The sequence below is a fragment of the Shewanella sp. 125m-1 genome (assembly GCF_052977065.1).
In genome coordinates this window covers 165,292-186,001 of the sequence record NZ_JBRILT010000004.1, presented here as the reverse complement: position 1 = coordinate 186,001, position 20,710 = coordinate 165,292, and the positions used below count along the sequence as shown (strand labels likewise).

The window sequence follows — 20,710 nt, the reverse complement described above, 5'->3', positions numbered from 1 at the left end:
TTTGGCTGCTATTTGTTAAGTTGTCGGTTAAACACTATAGAATATTATATTTTACAGCGAATAGAATTATTTACTTATGGATACTTTCTCTGCGGCAGTCATGTTATTTCTTATTATGGACCCTTTAGGTAATTTACCTATTTTTGCGTCGATATTACGTCATATTGAACCTAAAAAGCGCCGTGGCGTGTTGATCCGTGAGTTGCTATTTGCGCTGGTGATCATGATGTTATTTCTGTTCGCCGGGGAAGCTATCCTTAACTTTCTGAATTTACGCACTGAGTCGGTGAGTATTGCAGGCGGTATTATTCTCTTCTTAATCGCGATTCGGATGATTTTCCCTCAACCCGGTGGCATGGTTGGTCTGGCGGCAGGTGAAGAGCCTTTTATTGTACCCATGGCTATCCCATTAATGGCTGGCCCTTCTGTGTTAGCCGCATTGATTTTACTGGCGCACACGGACAATGAGCGCATGCTCGATTGGACTATCGCACTGGTATCTGCTTGGGGCGTAAGTGCGGTGATTTTGCTATTCTATAAAGCGTTCACTAAAGTCTTAGGTGAAAAAGGCCTAACTGCTGTCGAGCGTCTTATGGGGATGGTACTGGTGATGATCTCGGTGCAGATGTTCCTCGACGGTGTCGCTAATTACATTAGTCACACCGGGCAGTAAGCTGATTGGCAAACGCGCATCTACCTCAGTTAAGTCTCGGTATCAATGACTGACAATAATGATTTCAGTTTTTGGATCGTTAACTAAGGTTAAACGGGCTTGCAGAACAAATTTTAGCCTGTAATACTCGGGATATAATATTCAAAAATAACAATAACTCATGCTAAATTGCCTGCTACTGTGTATCGCCAGTCTTTCCTCACTCGATTCTCCCGATTATCAAAACCTGCTGCCGTATCAGGGTACGCCAAGCTCGATGGAGCAGCGCGATAATAAGGGTAATCTGGCCATAGGCTCTGTTTATACCGACCAGGGTGCCTGGCATGGCTTTCACTTGCCCGACAATGCGGATTACTACGCGAGTTTTACTGGGCCCTTGTTTATCGCGCAAGAGTACAGTTTGCATCTGAGTGATAGTTTGCAGCGCTTGCAGCTTATTAATCTAGATAAAGACGAGTTTATTGCCTTTGAAAGTGCCAATAAGGTTGAGATTTACAGTAAGCCTGATGGTCTAGTGCAGTCTTTTACTTGGTCTGATCTGCAGGTGAATTTAAGCCTGAGTTATAGCGATAATCGCACAGCAGTGATCCATACTGAGTTAATCAACCTGTCTCATCAGCCGCAACACTGGCAGTTGGTGTGGCATGGCGCGCCCTTCACCTCACCCCCTTCATTGCCTGATTACAGCTTGATAAAGCAGACGCTAGCCGGGGAAAACCATATTCGATGGCAACTTAATCCGATCATGGAAACTTGGCAAATTCAGTTAGCTGATGCCGAGTATGATCTTTGGTTTGATCGCGATATGAAGATTAATCTTAACGAGAAATCCGGTTATCGCGCCATCGCCAAGCCAATTGCCATAGAGGCGGGCCAGCAGCATACCTTCGTATCGGCGCAGCGTTATTTTCATACTCAAGCCGAGCGCACAGCACATAAGGAACCCGACTGGGCCCTGATTGATACCCAGCTTGCGAGCAATCGCGGTCAGTGGCAATCAAGACTCGATAACGGTATTCAAGGTGGTGATAAAAGTGCTCGCCAACTGGGCGTGAAAAGCATGCTGACCTTGCTGCATAACTGGCGTAGCCCAGCTGGAGCGCTTGCCCATGATGTGATTACCCCATCGATTACTTATAAATGGTTTAACGGTGTATGGGCCTGGGATACCTGGAAGCAGGCGGTTGCCTTAGCCCGATTCGATACTGAGTTGGCGAAATCGAATGTACTCGCCATGTTTGATTATCAATTTACGGCGCAAGATCCGTTAAGACCACAAGATGCAGGCAATCTGCCTGACGCCATTTTTTACAATAAAGATGCTCAGCGTGGTGGTGGTGGAGGCAACTGGAACGAGCGTAATGGTAAGCCGCCATTGGCCGCGTGGGCGGTGTGGCAGATCTACGAGCAAGATAAGGATGTGGGCTTTCTCACGACCATGTATCCCAAATTGGTGGCGTATCATGAATGGTGGTATCGCAACCGTGACAACAACGATAACGGTTTAGCCGAGTACGGCGCTAATCTGCATCCAATGCACCTCAATGAAGATGGCTCTATTAATGCGGAAGCTGTTATTGAAGCGGCTGCGTGGGAGTCGGGAATGGATAACGCGCCACGATTTGATGTGGATGGTGCATTAACTGTGTGGCAAAATCATAGTGCAGGTCAATTAGTAGGTTATTCGGTATCACAGGAGTCGGTTGATCTTAATGCTTATCTGTATGCTGAGAAACGTTTTTTGCAGCAGATGGCTGAGGCATTGGGTAATGGTGATGCCAAGAAGTGGGATGTGGAGGCGACGAGGTTAGCCAAGCAGATCCAGATGCAGATGTATGATCCTGAATCAGGGTTTTTCTATGATATTCGTTATTTTGCAACAGGCAGCGAATTGATGATAGAGCAAGGTAAGGGCGTTGAAGGCTGGCTTCCCCTTTGGGCTGGGGCTGCAAGTGATGCCCAGGCCAAGATTATTGTTGAACGTCATCTTGGGGCTGCGCAATTTGGCACCTTGATTCCATTTCCAACAGTGAGTGCCGACAGTCCTAGCTTTGCTGCTGCAAAGTATTGGCGCGGACCAGTGTGGTTAGATCAGGCATTATTTGGCTTGCAAGGGATTGAGCGTTACGGTTATCACTCGCAAGCTCAGGCGCTTGCAACACAATTGGTGATGCAGGGAGAGGGGATTTTGGGCCAGAGTCCGATTCGGGAAAATTACAACCCACTCACAGGTGAGGGGTTGCACTGCACTAATTTTAGTTGGTCAGCTTCTGTACTATTGCTTATTTATCAATCATGGTTGACCGATGTGAATAATAATTAATCACAATGTTTTTGCTGCTAACTCAATAAAAATTAGTCGATAATCCTATTTTTAATAAATTGACCACCTAAATATATCAATCTGACTGTTAATGTATTGCTGTTGTTGTTATTGTTTTGTGATTCAGCAGTGTTGGGTGGTCTATGAAAGTCTCTGTTTTTGTCTTTATTTTTCTTAGTGTTGTTTTGGTATCGGCCTGCAATAGTCGCTCTCACGAGATACAACAGCAGTCGATTATTACCGACTCCCATAGCGATGTTCCTCGCAAGCAAGCCTTGTGCAGCTCTATGTCACCCATTCACGATACCAGTAAATTACAGGCTAACCTTAAAGAGCGTGGCTTGATTACTGAGCAGATGACTGAGGCTGAAGCGCAAGAGGCGGTAAACGAATATATCCGCAAGCGTCAAAAGGCATTCAAAGACTGTAAAAAAGGAAGTCAGTAGTATGAATAAATTGCTTAAAACTAAATTGTTCACAGTATTTTTGGGTGCATTCATTTCATTTTCTCCTATCGCTCTGGCAGCTCCGGTGACATCGGGTACGACTGCTGATGCCAACATTATCAATAAAGAGCAGGTGCTATATTGGCTGGTTAAACGCGGAGAGATTTCTGCTGACGCAACTGAAGCTGAAAAACAGCAAGCGATAGAGGCGTTTACTAAACGAGCTGGTGGGGTGAAGAAAATCCCATTGATCCAAGCACAACAGCAATTTAAACGACTTGAGCGGGCTAAACAGCGGGCGAAGTTAGCTAGCAATTCATCACCCTTGGTGAAGAGTTTTAATGATAAAACGGTCAAAGTGCTTACCGTACTTATCGATTTCCCAGATCTTCCCCATAACGACAATGGCTTAACCAGTAGTGATACTCAGATGTTCTATAACGATTATTCGGTCGAACATTATCGCTCATTATTATTTTCTGAAACGGGTTATGACGGTCCTCAAGGGCAAACCTTGATGACAGGGTATCAATACTATCAAGCCGAATCGGGTGGCAGTTTTTTCTTTACCGGTGATGTAAAGGGCTGGTATCGAGCGGATAATAATGCGGCTGTTTATGGCGGTAACGATCCCAATGATAATGATAACGACATCGCGGTGTCTGATTTAGTCAAAGAAGCTGTTACTGCTGCGGTTGCTGGTATGAGTGATGCTGAATTAGCTCGCTATGATATCGAAGATCCTTTTGACTTAAACAATAACGGTGTAACAAATGAAGCCGATGGCATTATCGACCATGTGATGATTTTCCACTCGAGCATTGGTGAAGAAGCGGGTGGAGGGATGTTGGGCGCCGATGCTATCTGGTCCCATCGCTCGTTTGTCGATGGGGGCAGTTATATGCTACCTGGAACAGCCATTAAGCTTTCGGGCTATACCATTCAGCCCATTGATGCGGCACTGGGTGTATGTGTGCATGAATTTGGCCATGACCTAGGCTTGCCTGACGAGTATGACACGACGCAGCTCGGTAAAGGGGCTCCGGTAGGGTTTTGGTCGCTCATGGCGGGAGGGAGTTGGGCCGGTTCGCTTGCTGGCTCAATGCCATCAGGCTTTAGCCCTTATGCGCGTTCTTACCTACAGAGTATCTATGGCGGTAATTGGGTTACTGAGCAAATTGTGCCCCTCGATTCTATTGCCGATACTGGGTTAGATATTAATCTTGTAGAGGCGGTCAACCATGAGCAGGTCAACCAAATCTCAATTCCAATCCCTGCTGTGGATGTTGAGTTTAAACAGCCATATAGCGGCTCGTATCAGTACTATTCAGATCAAGGCGATATGATTAATCATGCCATGTCATTCGATGTTGAATTACCCGCTGCCACGCCACTTGTATTATCGATGCAAGCACATTGGAGCATTGAGCAAGATTATGATTACGCGCAGCTGCTGGTCGATGGTGTACCTATAGCTGGTCAGTACACTAAGGCGAGTAACTCGAAGAATAATGAACGCAATATTATTACCGGTAAATCCAGCGATTTAGCTGGCGCCGAAGGCGCAGATGCTTGGGTTAACCTGCTGTTTGATTTGAGTCCTTATGCTGGCCGAGATGTACGTCTCTCGGTGCGATATGTGACGGATCAGGCCGTGGGTGACTATGGCATAGTGATCGATGATATCGACATCATGCTCGATAACACCGATACGATATTTTTTAATGGTGGTGAGTTAGAGGCTGATATTGCCTATGCAGGGTTTGCCAGAGTAAGTAATAAGCGTCCAGGTAAAGACAGGCGTTACATTGTTCAGCTAAGAAGCCAGCAAGGTATTGATAAAGGTCTTAAATCTAAATCTTATGATCCTGGGGTTGTATTATGGTTTGAAAACCAAGAGTACATTAACAATGAAGTGAGCAACCACCCCGGCTATAGCTTGATTAGTGTGGTCGATGCTGATCAAAACTTAATTGGCAGCAATGATTCGAGTGTTCAAGTCAGAGATGCAGCTTTTAGCTTATTTAACCAGTCGAGCTACCTTAACGATGAACACCTTGGGGCGGCTAAGTTATTCGATGATGCCAATGATTACAGTGCGCCACTGCAAAAGGAGTCTGGCACTGTGTTACCGGAATTGGGCTTAACCATGGAGGTGATGACTCAATCAGGCAATAGCAGTAATGCGATGGTGCAGTTTAGGTATACCAGCCAAACGCCAGCAGACTCACAAGAGCTCAACAGCAGTATTAGTTATAGCTTACAAGGTCGAGAAGCAAGCTTCTCCGCCAATGCGAGTGGTGGTGATGGCAATTATACTTACGCATGGGATTTTGGTACCACTGATGGCACCAGTAGTCAGGCTTCACCCAGCTACACCTACGCAACTGATGGTAATTACCTCATCACGGTAACCGTAACAGATGGTAATGGTATAAGTTTTACCAATAACACCAACCTTGTTGTGGGGTCAGCGATAGAGGTGGGCTTCACTCAAACCACATCTAACTTATTAGTGAGCTTCATCAATCAGTCGACAGGCGGTAATGGTGACTTGAGTTACCTTTGGGACTTTGGCGATGGCAATACCAGCGCTGCTCAATCTCCTAGTTACACTTATGGCGTAGCAGGTAGCTATACCGTTAAGTTAACGGTGACAGACAGTATGGGGCAAACAGCGCAAAAGAGTGAACTCATTACGGTGGCAGCTGCAGTTATTGAGCCTGCGGGCTCTTCTGGAGGTGGAAGTTTAGGTTGGTTGTCGCTGGTAATGCTTGCTCTACTGGGTGTGTATCGTCGCCAATAACAGCATGACTCGCTGGCATAAAACAGATCGTTTTCTATGCCAGCGATAGCGCTAAAGTTTAGCGATGGCTGCTTGAGCGGCGGGTAAGAAAACCTCGCTCACCACCAATTGTTCGGTTTCATGTTGAAAGTAGCGACGGCGCCCCCACAACTCTTCACTGACATCTTGTTGCAGTGATTTTGCCAGTTTAGCTATTTTGCTGCAGGCTTCAAAATGCGCCACTTCAATTCTGCCTGGAGTAAACTCATCGGTTGAATAGAGTAATTCGCCCAATGGTCTGCCGCCTAAGCCTAGAAAATCTTGTTGTTTTTTCTCTAGTAATCGCCCAGGGATTAGGGTTCTCGCAAAAATCCACGGGATCCCATCTAAAACGAGTAACACCTCTCTAATCCACATGCTTTCGTTGCCAAAGGCCTCTTCTACAGGGGGAATTAGGGTGTCCTCTCCAAGAACTCGGACTTCAAAGTGAGTGCATTGCTTTTTTAGTTTTTGCGTTAAGCTACAAGTGCTTAATAGCCAGTCCTTAAAAGGTGGCGTAGGTAAATTGGCGATTTGTTCTGGTGAAAACCATTGGATTGATTCACCATAAGGGAAGCTTAGCCTAGTCACAGTCATCAAATTCTCGGTACAATACAGCAAACCGAAGCAGTCTAGCATGCCCATGCCGTTGCAGGTAGAGGTTGTCGACTCAGAGTGATTAGCTCGGCATGTAACAACATGGAATGAGACTCGGTCTCATCGAATATCGACTAGGGAGTAAGTTTGAAGATGAACAAAATAATAGCCGTACTACTCGTGGCGCTCTGCAGCAGCTTTAGTGCTGTGGCAGCCGACAATAAGCCGCTAGAAGAGTACGCTTACTATGGCTTCGAACCTGAGATAGTGACTAACTATATTTCCAATAGAAAGAAGTTGGGCTATGTCAGACTAAGTGTCGAATTAATGGTTAAAAAACCAGAACAACTGGTTAGTTTAGAGAGGCATGATCCTCTGTTAAGAGCTGCGATTGTTGAGATCTTAGGCAACCAGACTGAAGACAAGGTGAAGTCTTTAACGGGTAAGGAAGAGATCCGTCGTCAATGCTACGAGAAAGTGAATCAACTTCTGGAACAAGAAACGGGTAGTCCTCTGGTAGTAAACTTACTGTTTACTAAATACCTTTATGATTAATAAGATTAATTTTCAATGCAAACATTTGTAGTGTTTGCTCTTTTACAGGTGCTGGCGCGTTAAAACATGAGTCATAAAACTAAATCTTCAACTCAAGAGCGCAAGGCGAGTAAGCCTTCAGCACCCAAGCGAAAAGTAGCCTCTACATCGCCACATTCAAAGCCTGCGACTAAGGGGCAGAAAACTGCGATTGTTAAGGGGCAAACGACTAAGTCGCTGCATCCGCGAAACGTGCACAACCAGGGCTATGACTTTCCAGCTTTGATCGCAGCCTTTGCAGCGTTAAAACCGTTTGTTAAGCCTAATCCCTACGGTAATCTATCGATAGACTTTGCCGATCCACAAGCGGTTAAAATGCTCAATTCCGCGCTGTTGAAATTGCATTATGGCGTTGATAACTGGGATATACCAACTGGCTTTTTATGCCCGCCGATCCCTGGTCGTGCCGATTACATTCACTATGTGGCAGATCTACTCGCGGTTAAGAAATCCAGTAAGAAACGAGTACCTAAAGGGCCGAGAGTTAAGGTGTTAGATATCGGTACCGGTGCCAACGTTATCTATCCATTATTGGGGATCCAGTCTTATGGATGGAACTTTGTGGGCAGTGATGTGGATCCGCTTTCGATAACGAATGCACAAACAATATTTGCTCATAATCCAGAGATCAGTGATCACTTTGGTGCACGCCTACAAACAAATCCAAAACAGGTTTTTTGTGGTGTGATCCAAGCCGATGACCGTTTCGATCTGACCTTATGTAACCCACCGTTTCATGCCTCTTTGGCCGAGGCGAATGAAGGTACAGCTCGTAAAATTAAAAACTTAGCGGCAAATAGAGCTAAATCAGTAAAACTTGCTGCGGATAAACCTAAAGCGATCGCGGATAGGTCGAACACAGTACTGAACTTTGGCGGGCAAAAAGCTGAGTTATGGTGTGAGGGCGGTGAGCAGCAGTTTTTACAAGTGATGATTAGCGAGAGTCGAGATTTTGCCAATCAATGCTTATGGTTTACCACCTTGGTGTCTAAAAAAGAAAACTTGAAACCGGCGATGGCCTTACTTGAAAAAGTACAAGCCGATGAGGTGAAAGAGATCGAGATGCATCAGGGAAATAAAATTACTCGAGTGTTAGCTTGGACTTTCCTTAAACCTGAACAAAGAGAGTTGTGGCAACAGTTTCGTGATGCGCAGTAGTAACCTTTCAGAAGGTGGTCAGGTTTAATCGCTAAATAAGCACCTGAGATACTTCAAAAATATCAAAAGCTATCCTAGACTGATAAAGGGATAAATCTACTGGCGCTATGGGATTCTATTGTGAACTTCAAACTGGAAAACCTACTTGTTGAGCTAGAACTCTATCTGCAAAAGCCTGAAGTGAGAGCTTCTCGTGCTGAGCTGGAGCGTTTGCTGAGTGATGATTTTCTAGAGTTTGCAGCCAGCGGCTATAGCTTTGGCAAAGCGGAAGTGCTTGCTAGATTGCCCGATGAACGTATGCCATTGATTGAAACTAGCCAATTTGCAGTGAGAGAGTTGGCGCCTGATGTTTGTCAGGTAACCTATCGAGCTACATTAAAAAAAGCTGATGAGAATGTCATCAGCTTTTCAATTCGCAGTTCTATCTGGCGAAAAAATCGAGATTTATGGCAAATGGTATTTCATCAAGGTACCCAATGTAAGCCGTTCTAGTTTATTACTGGCCATTCCAGAGTAACTTACCGCAATCTGTTAAGTCATATCCCCCAAGCGTAGCTGCGAGTTGTTGGGTTTGTGGCTCAGCTAATAAGTTGAAAAGTCTTTGCAGCTGGCGTCTAAAGTAGATCCCCTGCGGCATGACAAAATCAAAAGACTCTGTGACGAGTGGCACAAAGCTCAAGCCACTTTCAAGTGCCACCGACTGACAGCCAAAACCGATATCGGCATTGTTACGAGCAATATAACCCGCTAACTCTCGTTCACTCTGTGCCACAATACTTGAATTTAGCTCTTCAAATGAAGCACCTTGCTTCATCAGCCACTGTTCAAGGTGTTGTTGACTACCGGCTCCCGCTTGGCGAGCGACCCAACGCCAAGACTGTTGGGACACTTTGTCCAACTCCTGACAGCGGTGATGCATGTCTGGACGCATCATTAAGCCCTGTTTACGGGTATAGCCGTGCACCATGACCCATTGCTGGTGGTTAGCGTAACCCTGTAACAAAGCAGGGTGGCGAACACTACGCTCTTCAACACTGCCCCAGTGCAGAGTACACACATCGGCATAACCTCGTGAAAGCAAGTCTAAACCTAAGCGTGAACCAGTAGAGCTGTAACTGATGAGCTCGGTTTTACCCACCTGTGACATCATTCTAGCGACCAACATTGACAAGAGTGGGTCATCGCTACCTGTGATGTGCATACGATCAGATAGCATGCCGCTGTGGCATGAATCCATCACCCATCTATCGATTAAGATCTTTGGAAATAGCCATTTACCCGTTATTTTAGTCGCGGGAAGAATGCGGTCGTTGGCCATTGAGTAGACTTTCTTCTCATTGAGATCTAGGTACTCAGATACCTGTTTGGCACTCATATAGATCAGGTCAGTCGGCTCGGTCATGATTAATCCTTGTTGCGCATTTAATACTAGTTATTAGGTCTATTCGGTTAGGCAATTGCATCAAATTCAATATTCTCAGCACCGTTATAAATTAAGAAGTGGCGACCTTTAGCGCGAGCAATCATGGTAATTCCAAGCTGTTGTGCGAGTTCTAATCCCATCTGTGTTGCGCCGCTGCGGGATAACACCACTGGGATCCCCATTTTGGCGACTTTAATCACCATCTCAGAGGTTAAACGTCCAGTGGTGTAAAACAGTTTGTTGTTACCCGAATCTTGGTTTAACCACATCTCACCGGCTAAGGTATCAACAGCGTTGTGACGACCGACATCTTCAACAAAGCCAACAATTTGGTCTTCTTGGCATAAGCCACAACCATGCACTGCACCGGCATTTTTGTAGGTTTCATTGTAGGCACTGATATTTTTAAGCAAGCTATAGATCATGCTCTGTTTTAACTGAGGCGTGGGTAACTTAATGTCATCAAGTCCAGTCATAAAGTCGCCGTAAACCGTACCTTGTCCACAGCCTGTTGTGACGGTTTTTTCAGACAGTTTTTCATCTAGATTTTCAATTTTCTCACTGGTAATGATGGCGGCTGAATTCACATCCCAGTCAACGATGACAGATTCTAGCTTATTGATATCTGAGATGAATCCCTGGTTTTTAAGATAGCCTAATGACAATGCTTCAGCTCGGGCGCCAAGTGTCATTAACGTCACAATAGGCTGCCAATTTAGATAAACAGTGAGAGGGCGTTCGCAAGCAATGAACTTATCTACTTTTTCACCATTTTCATTAATGGCGGTTACAGCAATCGTAAGAGGGACTTCAGTATTGGTTTTAATTAACTTTGGATTGCTTTTGTATGCTGTCATGTGACCCATCATCTGTTAAAGGGAATAATTGCGCCTAGTTCTAAGCAATATCTGTACCTAATTTTATAGGGGGGAATAAATTAGCAGTAGATCACAGTTCTAGTGTTAGGGTCGCCCTTTTATGTCCTATCGGTAATTGCTATTTAGACAAAATGTCCTAGTCTTTGCTTGGAATAGTTGATCTAGTTCAAACTATTTAATTGATATCGTATGGCACATATATTGCTTTAGCTTAGGGGAGTATTTATATAGTTGGACTGCTATATCGGCAGCCACCTCAGGCAAGACGGAGACTGAATGCAACATACCGAAAGCCAATGGCCAATGTACGTTTCTCTTAAGAAGACCGAGAAGCAAGTCGGAAGATGGACCTCAGTACAGTGGGAGGTCGATCAGATACTTCCTGCCACCCACGCCGCACCTGAAGGTGCCTACCTAATTCTACTTGAGCTACACAAAGATGAGCGCGGCAGCTACCGTATCAATATCGATATGGATAACGCGATGCTGTATATCGTCTGTGATGAAACGCTCGAAGGTGAGTGGATCCCAGTTGCCTTATCTGCTGACCAAAATGTCGCAGCCGGTTGTTTAGAAGCTGATACCCCAGTATTAAACATCCCTATGCCCAAGGCTATTGCCTGCTGGATTGAAGCGTTCATTACTCGTCATGGTGAAGTCGAAATTAGCGCACATCGCCGTAAACATGTGGATCGCCGTAAGAACCAAGGGCCAAGTACTAACCACATGGCGGACAGAACATGAGTGGATTTTTATCCCGCTGGAATTTACGTAAGCAACAAGTAGAGGCTGAGGGTGAAGCGGAAGTCGCTGCCGCAGAAGCCGCGGCACAGCAACAAGCCGAAGAGCAGGCGCTAGCAGCCCAACAGCAAGCTGAAGCAGAGCAAGTAACAGCATCAGATTCAACCCCAGCCTCTGACGACACACAAGCTGAAGCGCAAGCCGATAAGATTTTGCGTGCAGAGGACTTGCCTGATCCTGAAAAAATTGAAGTCGGTGGTAGTTTTGCCAGCTTTATGGGCGCTAATGTAGACCCGGCTGCAAAAGCTGCAGCACTAAAGGCACTATGGAAGCAGCCACACTACAGCGAAATTGATGGCTTGCTTGAATATGCGCTTGATTACAGTAATCAGCCTAAGCTAACAGCTGATGTCTCTGCTGAGCTATTTAAGAAAGTATTCCGCCATAACTTCAAAGATGAAGATGATGAGAATGGAGCCAAAGACGGCGTTGAGGCAGCATCAGATGAGATGATTGCAGCTGAAAATACCGATCAGAATGAACACCTTAATGATACAAAAGCTGTATCGGACATTTTGGACGACAATAAAGACGACTTGTCCCAAAATGAACCAAAAAGCAGTGATGTTACGACCGATAAAGTTGTTTAACGTCACTATAGAGTGTTTTTATTTCCACAAATTTGGTATGTGAATTGCTGTATTTAGAGAGTAATAAAAGCTGGTGCTAATGAAAAGCGCGATGAGATAACAGCGATACTCATGTACAGAAACAGCCAAAGAACTGTTCAGGAACGCAATGTGAGCAATAGTGAAACACAAGTTGGACTCAAAGAGGTTCGACAAAAGGTCCTTGCTGGGACTCAGATGATTCAAAATCTGATCCCACCGACCATTAGCTACACCACCGAAGGTAATGTTCTTGTTATCGGGCCAGAAGATTTGGCACGTTTAGCTGCGGACAAGTTGTCTAGTATGGGTAAGTGCGCCATTTTGGCGAACGAGCCAATCACTAGCCAGGACGAAGCCCATCTTGAAAAAGTAATGACTGCTGCTGAAGACGTAGAGAGCTATTACAACAAGCTTGTTGAAATTAAAGGTTTCTTAGGTCAGTTTCAAGTCAAGGTTGAACACGAAAACGGTAATGCAGAATTAAGTACTGTCGCCATTCGTAAAGCCCACTTCGACCTTATTCTCGACCTTAGCATGAGCCCTTGCATCAATCTTGAAATGCTGCCACCAGGCTATTTCTATGTGGGTCAAGACCAAGCTAAGCTCGATGAAGCGCTAGAGCAGCTTCCAGAGCTGGTTGGCCAATTCGATAAGCCACGCTACGTTAAAATTAACAGTGATATTTGTGCCCATTACCGTCACGGCAATGAAGGCTGTACTCGTTGTTTGAACTTCTGTCCCGCCGATGCGATTACTAGCGTAGGGAAGATGATCGAAATTGATCCTTACCTTTGTCACGGTGCTGGTAGTTGTACTAATGCTTGCCCAACAGGTGCTATTAGTTATGACTTGCCAACGCCGCAAGCTATGCATACCTACCTGAATAAGCTGGTGACGAACTTCCGCTCCCAAGCACAAATTGCTCCAGTGATCCTATTTCATGATATGGGTAAGGGCGAAGAGGCGATAACTGAAGCCCTCGCGGGTGAAATCATCCCGATTGCAATGGAGGAGATCACCGTTGCGAGCATGGACCATTGGTTGTCAGCATTAGCATGGGGTGCGCGTCAGGTATTAATCCTGCAAACGGATGCGACTGCGCCAACATTAACTCAAATGCTTAATGGTGAATTAGCGCTAGCCAACGACATTCTTGATGAAATGGGGCAACCGCGACGCGTGAGCCTTATCACCGAGGCTCATCTTAACGAAGCCGGTGCTAAAGAGCTTTCAGAGTTGCTTATTACCAGTGCAAGCTGGCCAGTGATAGTGCCTGCTGAGTTTGTGGCAACCACTAAGCGTGAAACCATTTACAACGCAATCGATCATCTAAATGAACAGGCTGCATCTGTCGATACGTGTTTGTCACAGAGCAACCTGCCATACGGTCAAGTCAGTGTTAACACTGAAAACTGTACCTTGTGTATGTCTTGTGTGGCGACCTGTCCAACGATGGCATTGACCGATGGCGGTGATCGACCAGCGCTTTATTTTGTTGAGCAAGATTGTGTGCAGTGTGGTTTGTGTGAAACAGCATGCCCTGAGAAAGTTATCAGCTTAACGTCTCAGGTTAATTTTGATAAAGCTGCGCGTCAGGAGCGTAAAACCCTGCATGAGGAAGCTCCCTTCGAATGTATTACTTGCGGCGAACCGTTCGCAACACAATCCATGGTGAAGCGGATGTTAGAAGTGGTAGGAACCCACAGTGCCTTCAGTGCCAACACAGAGCGTTTAAAAATGTGTGGTGACTGTCGAGTAAAAGACATGTTTGAAGACATTCTTCAAGATCCTGAAAAGCAACTGCGATAAGAGTTTAGCCATGACCGAATTAGTAAGAGAAGTTTCAGAAAACGATCAGTTAAGAGCCGATATTTATCAGTTGTTTGCTGCGCTATTACGTCGTCAACCTAGCCCTGAACTCCTTGAGTTCTTAGCGGGTTTAGAAATTGATGCTGATGACGATAGCGACATGACTAAGGCTTGGGTTGGACTTAAATTGGCTGCTCAGCAGTTTAGTTCAGAACAGCTTGAAGATGAGTATTTCAGCGTATTCCTCGGTGTGGGCTGTGGTGAGATCCTACCTTATGGTAGCTGGTTCATGACTGGTTCACTAATGGACAAGCCATTAGCGCTGCTACGTAATGACCTGATGCAGCTTGGTTTTGAGCGTGAAGAAGACGTTAAAGAGCCTGAAGATCATGTGGCAGCACTTTGCGAAGTGATGGGCACCTTGATCTTAGAAGCGCCAGGTTACCGTCAGCTAGCTTTCTACCAACGCCATATGGGCAGCTGGATTGAGCGTTTTTGCGATAACTTAGCTAAAGCGCCAAGTGCGGCGTTTTATGCAACCGTTGCTCAGCTTGCTAAAGCATTTTTCGTTCTCGAAGCGAAAGAGTTTGAACAGTTAAGTTTGAATATTCCGGTTAACTGCCCAGGCAGTGAAGCAGAATCTTCTGAAAAGATTGAGCCTTCTACCAATGAGCTAGCGTCTTAATCGCTATCGGTAGAGGTTTGGATTTATGTCAGTTCAGTGCTTGGGCTCAATTTTGACTCAGCCTGAGCTGACATAGACAAAAACAGGGATTCTTCTCAGCAAGAAGCCCACAAGAACTGGATAGAGCGTTTAAACATAAGCAATTTATCTTAATTTTAGTAAATCTAAGGAGACACTATGAAGAAGCAAGCTTCCGACATGGGCCGTCGTCAACTGCTAAAGGCATTGGCTATCGGCGGTGCGGCTGGCGCAGTTGCAACTGCAAGTGGACAAGCTCTTGCCGCAGAACCTGAAATCGCACCTATTGCGGAAAAAGGTATTGGTTATCAAGAGTCTGACCATGTTCGTAGTTATTACGACACATTGCGCAGTAACTAATTAAAGGAGAGTGTGATGCGATTAACCCGCAAAGCAGACCAAGCTGTCAAAAGCAATAAGCCAGTCTTAGGTCTAAACCGTCGCCAATTCCTCAAGTCCGCAAGCCTCGCGACAGGCGGTATTGCAGCGGCATCTATGCTTGGCGCAGGAATGATGCGTAAAGCAGAAGCTAAATTTATCCCCCACGATGTTCCCACCGAAACTAAACGTACTATCTGTTCTCACTGCTCTGTAGGCTGTGGCGTTTATGCCGGCGTTCAAAACGGTGTATGGACAACTCAGGAGCCAGCATTTGATCACCCATTTAATGCGGGTGGACACTGTGCAAAAGGTGCCGCGCTTCGTGAGCATGGCCATGGTGAAAAGCGTCTGAAATACCCTATGAAGCTAGAAGGCGGTAAGTGGAAGCGTCTTTCATGGGATCAAGCGATTGAAGAAGTGGGCCAACACGCACTAGATATTCGTAAAGAATCGGGTGCAGACTCTGTATTCTTCATGGGTAGTGCAAAGTTCTCTAACGAACAAGCTTATATGTACCGCAAATTTGCGGCAATGTGGGGCACCAACAATGTCGACCACTCTGCACGTATTTGTCACTCTACCACTGTAGCCGGTGTTGCAAACACTTGGGGCTATGGTGCGCAAACTAACTCTTTTAACGATATTCGCAATGCGAAGGCGATGATGTTCATCGGCTCAAACCCTTGTGAAGCTCACCCCGTTGCTATGCAACATATTTTGATTGGTAAAGAGCGCGGCGCAAAAATTATTGTTGTCGACCCTCGTTTCACCCGAACTGCAGCTAAGTCTGATGAGTTCGTGCATATTCGTCCAGGTACGGATATTCCTTTCATTTATGGTCTGTTATGGCACATCTTCGAAAATGGTTGGGAAGACCAAACCTTTATCGACCAGCGTGTTTACGGCATGGAACGTATTCGCGAAGAGGTGAAGAAGTATCACCCTGCTGAAGTTGCTAATATTGTTGGTGCAACCGAAGAGCAAATGCGTCGCGTCGCTAAGTTACTTGCTGAAACTAAGCCAGGCACTATCGTTTGGTGTATGGGTGGTACTCAGCATCACGTGGGTAATGCCAACACTCGTGCATATTGTATCTTACAGCTAGCCCTAGGTAACATGGGTGTATCTGGTGGCGGTACTAACATTTTCCGTGGCCACGATAACGTACAGGGTGCAACTGACATGGGTCTGTTGTTCGATACTCTACCGGGTTATTACGGTCTAAAAACAGGTTCTTGGAAGCATTGGTGTAACGTCTGGGATTTAGATTATGAGTGGGTGAAGGGCCGCTTCGACCCTGAGCCACGTTTAGGTCAAGATCCAATGACTTCGACGGGGATCCCGTGTTCACGTTGGCACGATGGTGTACTTGAAGACAAGTCTAAGATTGCTCAGAAAGATAACATCCACATGGCATTCTTCTGGGGGCAGTCAGTTAACACTGAAACCCGTGGTCGTGAAGTCCGTGAAGCACTGAACAAAATGAAAACCGTGGTTGTTGTGGATCCATTCCCAACGATGGCAGGTGTTATGCACGAGCGTACCGATGGCGTGTATCTACTGCCTGCATGTACTCAGTTTGAAACCTATGGTTCGGTATCGGCTTCAAACCGTTCGTTGCAATGGCGTACCAAGGTTATTGAACCGCTCTTTGAGTCTAAGCCTGATCACGAGATCATGTACAAGCTCGCCAAGAAATGGGGCATTGAAAAAGAGTTCTGTAAGCATATCAAAGTGAACGGTGATGAGCCGTTGATTGAAGATATGACGCGTGAGTTCAACAGAGGTATGTGGACCATTGGTTACACAGGCCAAAGCCCTGAGCGTTTGAAGATGCACCAAGAAAACTGGGGCACTTTCGATATCAAATCGCTTGAAGCACCGGGTGGCCCAGCTAAGGGAGAAACCTATGGTTTACCTTGGCCATGTTGGGGTACGCCAGAGTTTAAGCACCCAGGTACTCAGATCCTGTATCGCACCGGTCGCGAAGTGATGAATGGTGGCGGTAACTTCCGCGCCCGTTATGGTGTTGAGCATGACGGCGTTAACATCTTGGCTGAAGGCTCTTACTCTAAGGGCAGTGAAATCAAAGATGGTTACCCTGAGTTTACCGACAAGATGCTCAAGCAGCTTGGTTGGTGGGATGATCTGACAGCAGAGGAGAAAGTCTCTGCTGAAGGTAAAAACTGGAAGACCGATATTTCTGGTGGTATTCAGCGAGTAGCGATTAAGCATGGCTGTATTCCTTACGGTAATGCGAAAGCACGTTGTATTGTTTGGAACTTCCCTGATGATATCCCACTGCACCGTGAGCCGTTATATACGCCTCGTCGTGACTTAGTGGCTAAGTATCCAACGTACGAAGACCGTATGGTTGCACGTCTGCCTACCCTGTATAAGACTATTCAGGAGAAGGACTTCGCTAAAGATTTCCCACTTATTATTACGACTGGACGTTTGGTCGAATATGAAGGTGGTGGTGAAGAAACGCGTTCGAATCCATGGCTTGCTGAACTTCAGCAAGAGATGTTTATCGAGATCAATCCAGCTGATGCAGCCGATCGCGGTATTCGTAATAATGACACAGTGTTTGTTCATAGCCCTGAAGGTGCGAAAATCACCGTTAAGGCCATGGTCATTCCACGAGTTGTACCAGGTGAATGCTTCATGCCATATCATTTCGCGGGTGTATTTGAAGGTAAGAGCCTAGAGAAGAACTACCCAGAAGGAACGGTTCCTTACGTTATTGGCGAAGCTGCTAATACCGTAATGACCTATGGATATGATGTTGTGACACAGATGCAAGAGACGAAAGCGAGCTTGTGTCAGGTCAGTAAAGCCTAATTAACTTGATGAGGAGATAAGCCATTATGGCAGTCATGAAATTCTTATGTGACACCAAACGCTGCATCGAGTGTAACGGTTGCGTCACAGCATGTAAAAACGCCAATGCTTCTGCTATTGGGTGGGGGATTCAACGTCGTCGCGTGGTTACGCTCAATGACGGTGAGCCGGGTGAAGCATCAATCTCAGTGGCATGTATGCACTGTACCGATGCACCTTGTATGGCAGTTTGTCCTGCAGATTGCTTCTATCGCACTGATGAAGGCATCGTCTTACACAACAAAGAAACCTGTATCGGTTGTGGTTACTGTTTCTATGCATGTCCTTTTGGAGCGCCTCAGTTCCCTAAGAAGGATGCATTTGGTAGTCGCGGCAAGATGGATAAATGTACCTTCTGCGCGGGTGGTCCTGTGCCCGATTTCTCTGAAGAAGAGCAGAAATTATACGGTGCGAACCGTATTGCAGAAGGGAAACTACCTTTATGTGCAGAGTTTTGTTCGACTAAGTCACTACTTGCGGGGGATGCTTTAGTCATTTCTAACATCTTCCGTGAACGTTCTGCCGCACGAGGTGCACCAGAAGCGCTTTGGGGTTATACCCCAACCACTGGCTAGTCTGGCTGAATAGGGCTGCAAGCCTTGGCTTGCGGTCCAATAAAGGAGTGAATATGTTTATGAAATCACTGCGCAGCCTGTTTGCACTGCTAGTTATTCCATTGGTACTTTCAATGGGGTTAGGGCTTAGCGCTTCTGCAATGGCAGCGGATGGTCAAACGAATCAGCAAAAAGTTGCAACCAATGACGTCGATCTTTGGCGTGCCGTTAAGGCTGGTGATTCGGGTTACACCACTGCAAAAGGTATTGAGACTGGTGTTCTAATTAACGTTGTAGGTAATGAGGGCGAAATCGTTCGCAATAAGTACTTAACCCCTGTGATGGGTATTACTGTTGTTGGCGTATTTGCAGCATTTCTATTTTTCTATTTAGTGAACGGCCCTTCTAAATTGAGTAAAGGCTTTTCAGGAAAAATGGTTCTACGTTGGTCTAAGGCAGATCTCTGGATCCACTGGGTATTAGCGACGTCTTGTTTGGCGCTAATCTTCACGGGTCTAAATATCATGCTGGGTAAACACGTATTACAACCTTATATCGGTGAAGGCCTGTGGGCTGCACTGATTTATGGTAGTAAGACAATACACGACTGGGTTGGACCGATATTTATCGTGTCTTGGGTCTTGTGTGTTGTTAAGTGGATGCCGATGCAGACCTTCAAGATGTATGACTTAAAATGGTTCCTCGTAGTTGGTGGTTACATCAACTTTGGCCCATTTAAAGGTAAGCATCCTGACAGTGGATTTGCTAACGCTGGTGAGAAAATGTGGTTTTGGAGCTTAACTCTTTTCGGTTTATTTATCGCCGCATCTGGGTTAATGCTTGTATTACCAGGTTTAGATTTACCACGTGAAGCCTCGATGGCCGCGTTATTAATCCACTCTATCAGCGCGATTATTATTATCGCATTTACTATCGTGCATATCTGGATGGCAACGGTATTAAGTGAAGGTGGTATGGAGTGTATGGTATCGGGCTATTGCGATGAAAACTGGGCAATCCAACATCACAATGTTTGGTACGATGAAATGAAAGATGGTAATAGTATCGTTTATAAAGACTAACGCTAGATCCATTATCATATGAAAAATGCCTCGACTTAGTCGGGGCATTTTTTTTGCTGTCTACTTCTGCGTTGAATGAGTTTGCCAAACACATTCTGAGTCGTTCACTTTTCTATACTGATGGATTTTAATTCGGACGGGTTAGACAAAATGCGATTGTAACGACTTTTGTTTAACGCCCGTTTTCCCCCATTTAGCAAAGTGCGTCAGCGATAGGATTGGGAGGGGTTGTTTTAAAAGGTAAAAGTTTTACTGCAGTGGTTAAGAGATATTAACGTTTTGTGTATGGACAGATTTGTAGTCTGTCTTTATTGCCGAACCCGCTAATGATTTCTTGTCTTAAATAGTCAGTTTAGTACAAATAACCAGCACCAAGGGCTATATATGTTAATAGTTGCTATTTAGCTTATATATCGGCTTTAAAGTACTGTAGTTGCTAAATTTTTGTTAACTGTTTTATTGCCGTAACTGCGGATTTATTAGTGCTCTATACCGTCTTTAGTTCTGTAAACATGCGCTGCTTAACACTTCCGGTAAAATTTGTCCCAAAGTAGAAATTTAACCAGATTCAGATCAATTTTTCCTGACATAAAATTCTTTATATTACGCAGGTGATTTGAATGGATACCTTTAATAAGTAAACACTTTTTACAATGTTGATCACTTTATTTACAAATGATTCAGTTGAAGTGTATGCCGTCCAATTTTTAAACGTATCTTAAGTTTTTATAACCAGAGTATTCCTTTCTACCAGGAGTAAAAATGAAGAAGCAACAGCCTGATCTGAACCGCAGATCTTTGCTGAAAGCACTGACCATTGGTGGCACTGCAAGTGTTGCTATCGCCGCTACGGGCGTGAGTGTTGCTCAAGCAAGTGAAAGTAAAGTCAGCTCGAACAATGACAATGGCTATCATGAAACTGCGCATATACGCAGTTATTACAATAGCTTACGCGGCTAGTTTAGGAGAA

At 45.4% G+C, this 20,710-nt stretch carries 19 protein-coding genes; 16 read left to right on the top strand and 3 right to left on the bottom strand.

The window, feature by feature from the left end:
* The first annotated feature begins 76 nt into the window (after positions 1-76).
* The 4 genes from ACVBIK_RS03790 to ACVBIK_RS03775 all read left to right on the top strand — a co-directional run bounded on the left by ACVBIK_RS03790 (position 77) and on the right by ACVBIK_RS03775 (position 6,248).
* Positions 77-673 (top strand): YhgN family NAAT transporter, encoded by a 597-nt coding sequence (locus ACVBIK_RS03790; RefSeq protein ID WP_447169132.1) that lies wholly within the window; start codon positions 77-79, stop codon positions 671-673.
* Positions 674-833: 160 nt separating this feature from the next.
* Positions 834-2,996: an MGH1-like glycoside hydrolase domain-containing protein gene (locus ACVBIK_RS03785; RefSeq protein WP_447169131.1), complete on the top strand. Its 2,163-nt coding sequence runs from the start codon at positions 834-836 to the stop codon at positions 2,994-2,996.
* A gap of 143 nt (positions 2,997-3,139) precedes the next feature.
* Entirely contained in the window at positions 3,140-3,442 is a 303-nt protein-coding gene (locus tag ACVBIK_RS03780; protein WP_447159108.1) for a hypothetical protein, read from the top strand.
* A 1-nt stretch (position 3,443) separates the two neighbouring features.
* Entirely contained in the window at positions 3,444-6,248 is a 2,805-nt protein-coding gene (locus ACVBIK_RS03775; RefSeq protein ID WP_447169130.1) for an immune inhibitor A domain-containing protein, read from the top strand.
* Positions 6,249-6,299: 51 nt separating this feature from the next.
* Here the strand turns inward: ACVBIK_RS03775 and ACVBIK_RS03770 are convergent, their stop codons facing one another.
* Positions 6,300-6,863, bottom strand: a complete 564-nt coding sequence (locus tag ACVBIK_RS03770; protein ID WP_447159106.1) for a chorismate--pyruvate lyase family protein — start codon at positions 6,861-6,863, stop codon at positions 6,300-6,302.
* Positions 6,864-7,016: 153 nt separating this feature from the next.
* Here ACVBIK_RS03770 and ACVBIK_RS03765 point away from each other — a divergent pair, with 153 nt between their 5' ends.
* The 3 genes from ACVBIK_RS03765 to ACVBIK_RS03755 all read left to right on the top strand — a co-directional run bounded on the left by ACVBIK_RS03765 (position 7,017) and on the right by ACVBIK_RS03755 (position 9,107).
* Entirely contained in the window at positions 7,017-7,418 is a 402-nt protein-coding gene (locus ACVBIK_RS03765) for a flagellar basal body-associated protein FliL (RefSeq protein WP_447159105.1), read from the top strand.
* 66 nt (positions 7,419-7,484) lie between these two features.
* The gene (gene rlmF, locus ACVBIK_RS03760) at positions 7,485-8,615 is read left to right on the top strand and encodes a 23S rRNA (adenine(1618)-N(6))-methyltransferase RlmF (protein WP_447159104.1); all 1,131 of its coding nucleotides are present in this window, start codon (positions 7,485-7,487) and stop codon (positions 8,613-8,615) included.
* A gap of 120 nt (positions 8,616-8,735) precedes the next feature.
* Complete coding sequence (locus ACVBIK_RS03755; RefSeq protein ID WP_447169129.1) at positions 8,736-9,107, top strand: nuclear transport factor 2 family protein; 372 nt, start codon at positions 8,736-8,738, stop codon at positions 9,105-9,107.
* Between the two features lie 4 nt (positions 9,108-9,111).
* Here the strand turns inward: ACVBIK_RS03755 and ACVBIK_RS03750 are convergent, their stop codons facing one another.
* Complete coding sequence (locus ACVBIK_RS03750) at positions 9,112-10,017, bottom strand: substrate-binding domain-containing protein (RefSeq protein ID WP_447159102.1); 906 nt, start codon at positions 10,015-10,017, stop codon at positions 9,112-9,114.
* A gap of 47 nt (positions 10,018-10,064) precedes the next feature.
* The gene (locus ACVBIK_RS03745) at positions 10,065-10,907 is read right to left on the bottom strand and encodes a formate dehydrogenase accessory sulfurtransferase FdhD (protein ID WP_447159101.1); all 843 of its coding nucleotides are present in this window, start codon (positions 10,905-10,907) and stop codon (positions 10,065-10,067) included.
* 285 nt (positions 10,908-11,192) lie between these two features.
* Between ACVBIK_RS03745 and ACVBIK_RS03740 the strand changes: the two genes are divergently transcribed.
* The 9 genes from ACVBIK_RS03740 to ACVBIK_RS03700 all read left to right on the top strand — a co-directional run bounded on the left by ACVBIK_RS03740 (position 11,193) and on the right by ACVBIK_RS03700 (position 20,700).
* Complete coding sequence (locus tag ACVBIK_RS03740; RefSeq protein WP_447159100.1) at positions 11,193-11,660, top strand: DUF3305 domain-containing protein; 468 nt, start codon at positions 11,193-11,195, stop codon at positions 11,658-11,660.
* A complete protein-coding gene (locus tag ACVBIK_RS03735; RefSeq protein WP_447159099.1) occupies positions 11,657-12,307 on the top strand; it encodes a DUF3306 domain-containing protein in 651 nt (216 codons plus the stop codon). Before ACVBIK_RS03740 ends, ACVBIK_RS03735 begins: the two co-directional genes overlap by 4 nt.
* A gap of 111 nt (positions 12,308-12,418) precedes the next feature.
* Positions 12,419-14,137 carry a 4Fe-4S binding protein gene (locus ACVBIK_RS03730; RefSeq protein WP_447169128.1) on the top strand — a complete coding sequence of 573 codons (1,719 nt, stop codon included), beginning with the start codon at positions 12,419-12,421 and terminating at the stop codon, positions 14,135-14,137.
* A 10-nt stretch (positions 14,138-14,147) separates the two neighbouring features.
* Positions 14,148-14,822: a TorD/DmsD family molecular chaperone gene (locus ACVBIK_RS03725; RefSeq protein ID WP_447159097.1), complete on the top strand. Its 675-nt coding sequence runs from the start codon at positions 14,148-14,150 to the stop codon at positions 14,820-14,822.
* A 177-nt stretch (positions 14,823-14,999) separates the two neighbouring features.
* A complete protein-coding gene (locus ACVBIK_RS03720; protein ID WP_447163106.1) occupies positions 15,000-15,200 on the top strand; it encodes a twin-arginine translocation signal domain-containing protein in 201 nt (66 codons plus the stop codon).
* 15 nt (positions 15,201-15,215) lie between these two features.
* Positions 15,216-18,065 (top strand): formate dehydrogenase subunit alpha, encoded by a 2,850-nt coding sequence (locus ACVBIK_RS03715; RefSeq protein WP_447159095.1) that lies wholly within the window; start codon positions 15,216-15,218, stop codon positions 18,063-18,065.
* A gap of 26 nt (positions 18,066-18,091) precedes the next feature.
* Positions 18,092-18,679 (top strand): formate dehydrogenase FDH3 subunit beta, encoded by a 588-nt coding sequence (gene fdh3B / locus ACVBIK_RS03710; RefSeq protein WP_447159094.1) that lies wholly within the window; start codon positions 18,092-18,094, stop codon positions 18,677-18,679.
* Between the two features lie 53 nt (positions 18,680-18,732).
* Positions 18,733-19,740 (top strand): formate dehydrogenase subunit gamma, encoded by a 1,008-nt coding sequence (locus ACVBIK_RS03705; RefSeq protein WP_447159093.1) that lies wholly within the window; start codon positions 18,733-18,735, stop codon positions 19,738-19,740.
* A 762-nt stretch (positions 19,741-20,502) separates the two neighbouring features.
* Positions 20,503-20,700, top strand: a complete 198-nt coding sequence (locus ACVBIK_RS03700) for a twin-arginine translocation signal domain-containing protein (protein WP_447159092.1) — start codon at positions 20,503-20,505, stop codon at positions 20,698-20,700.
* Positions 20,701-20,710 lie beyond the last annotated feature (10 nt).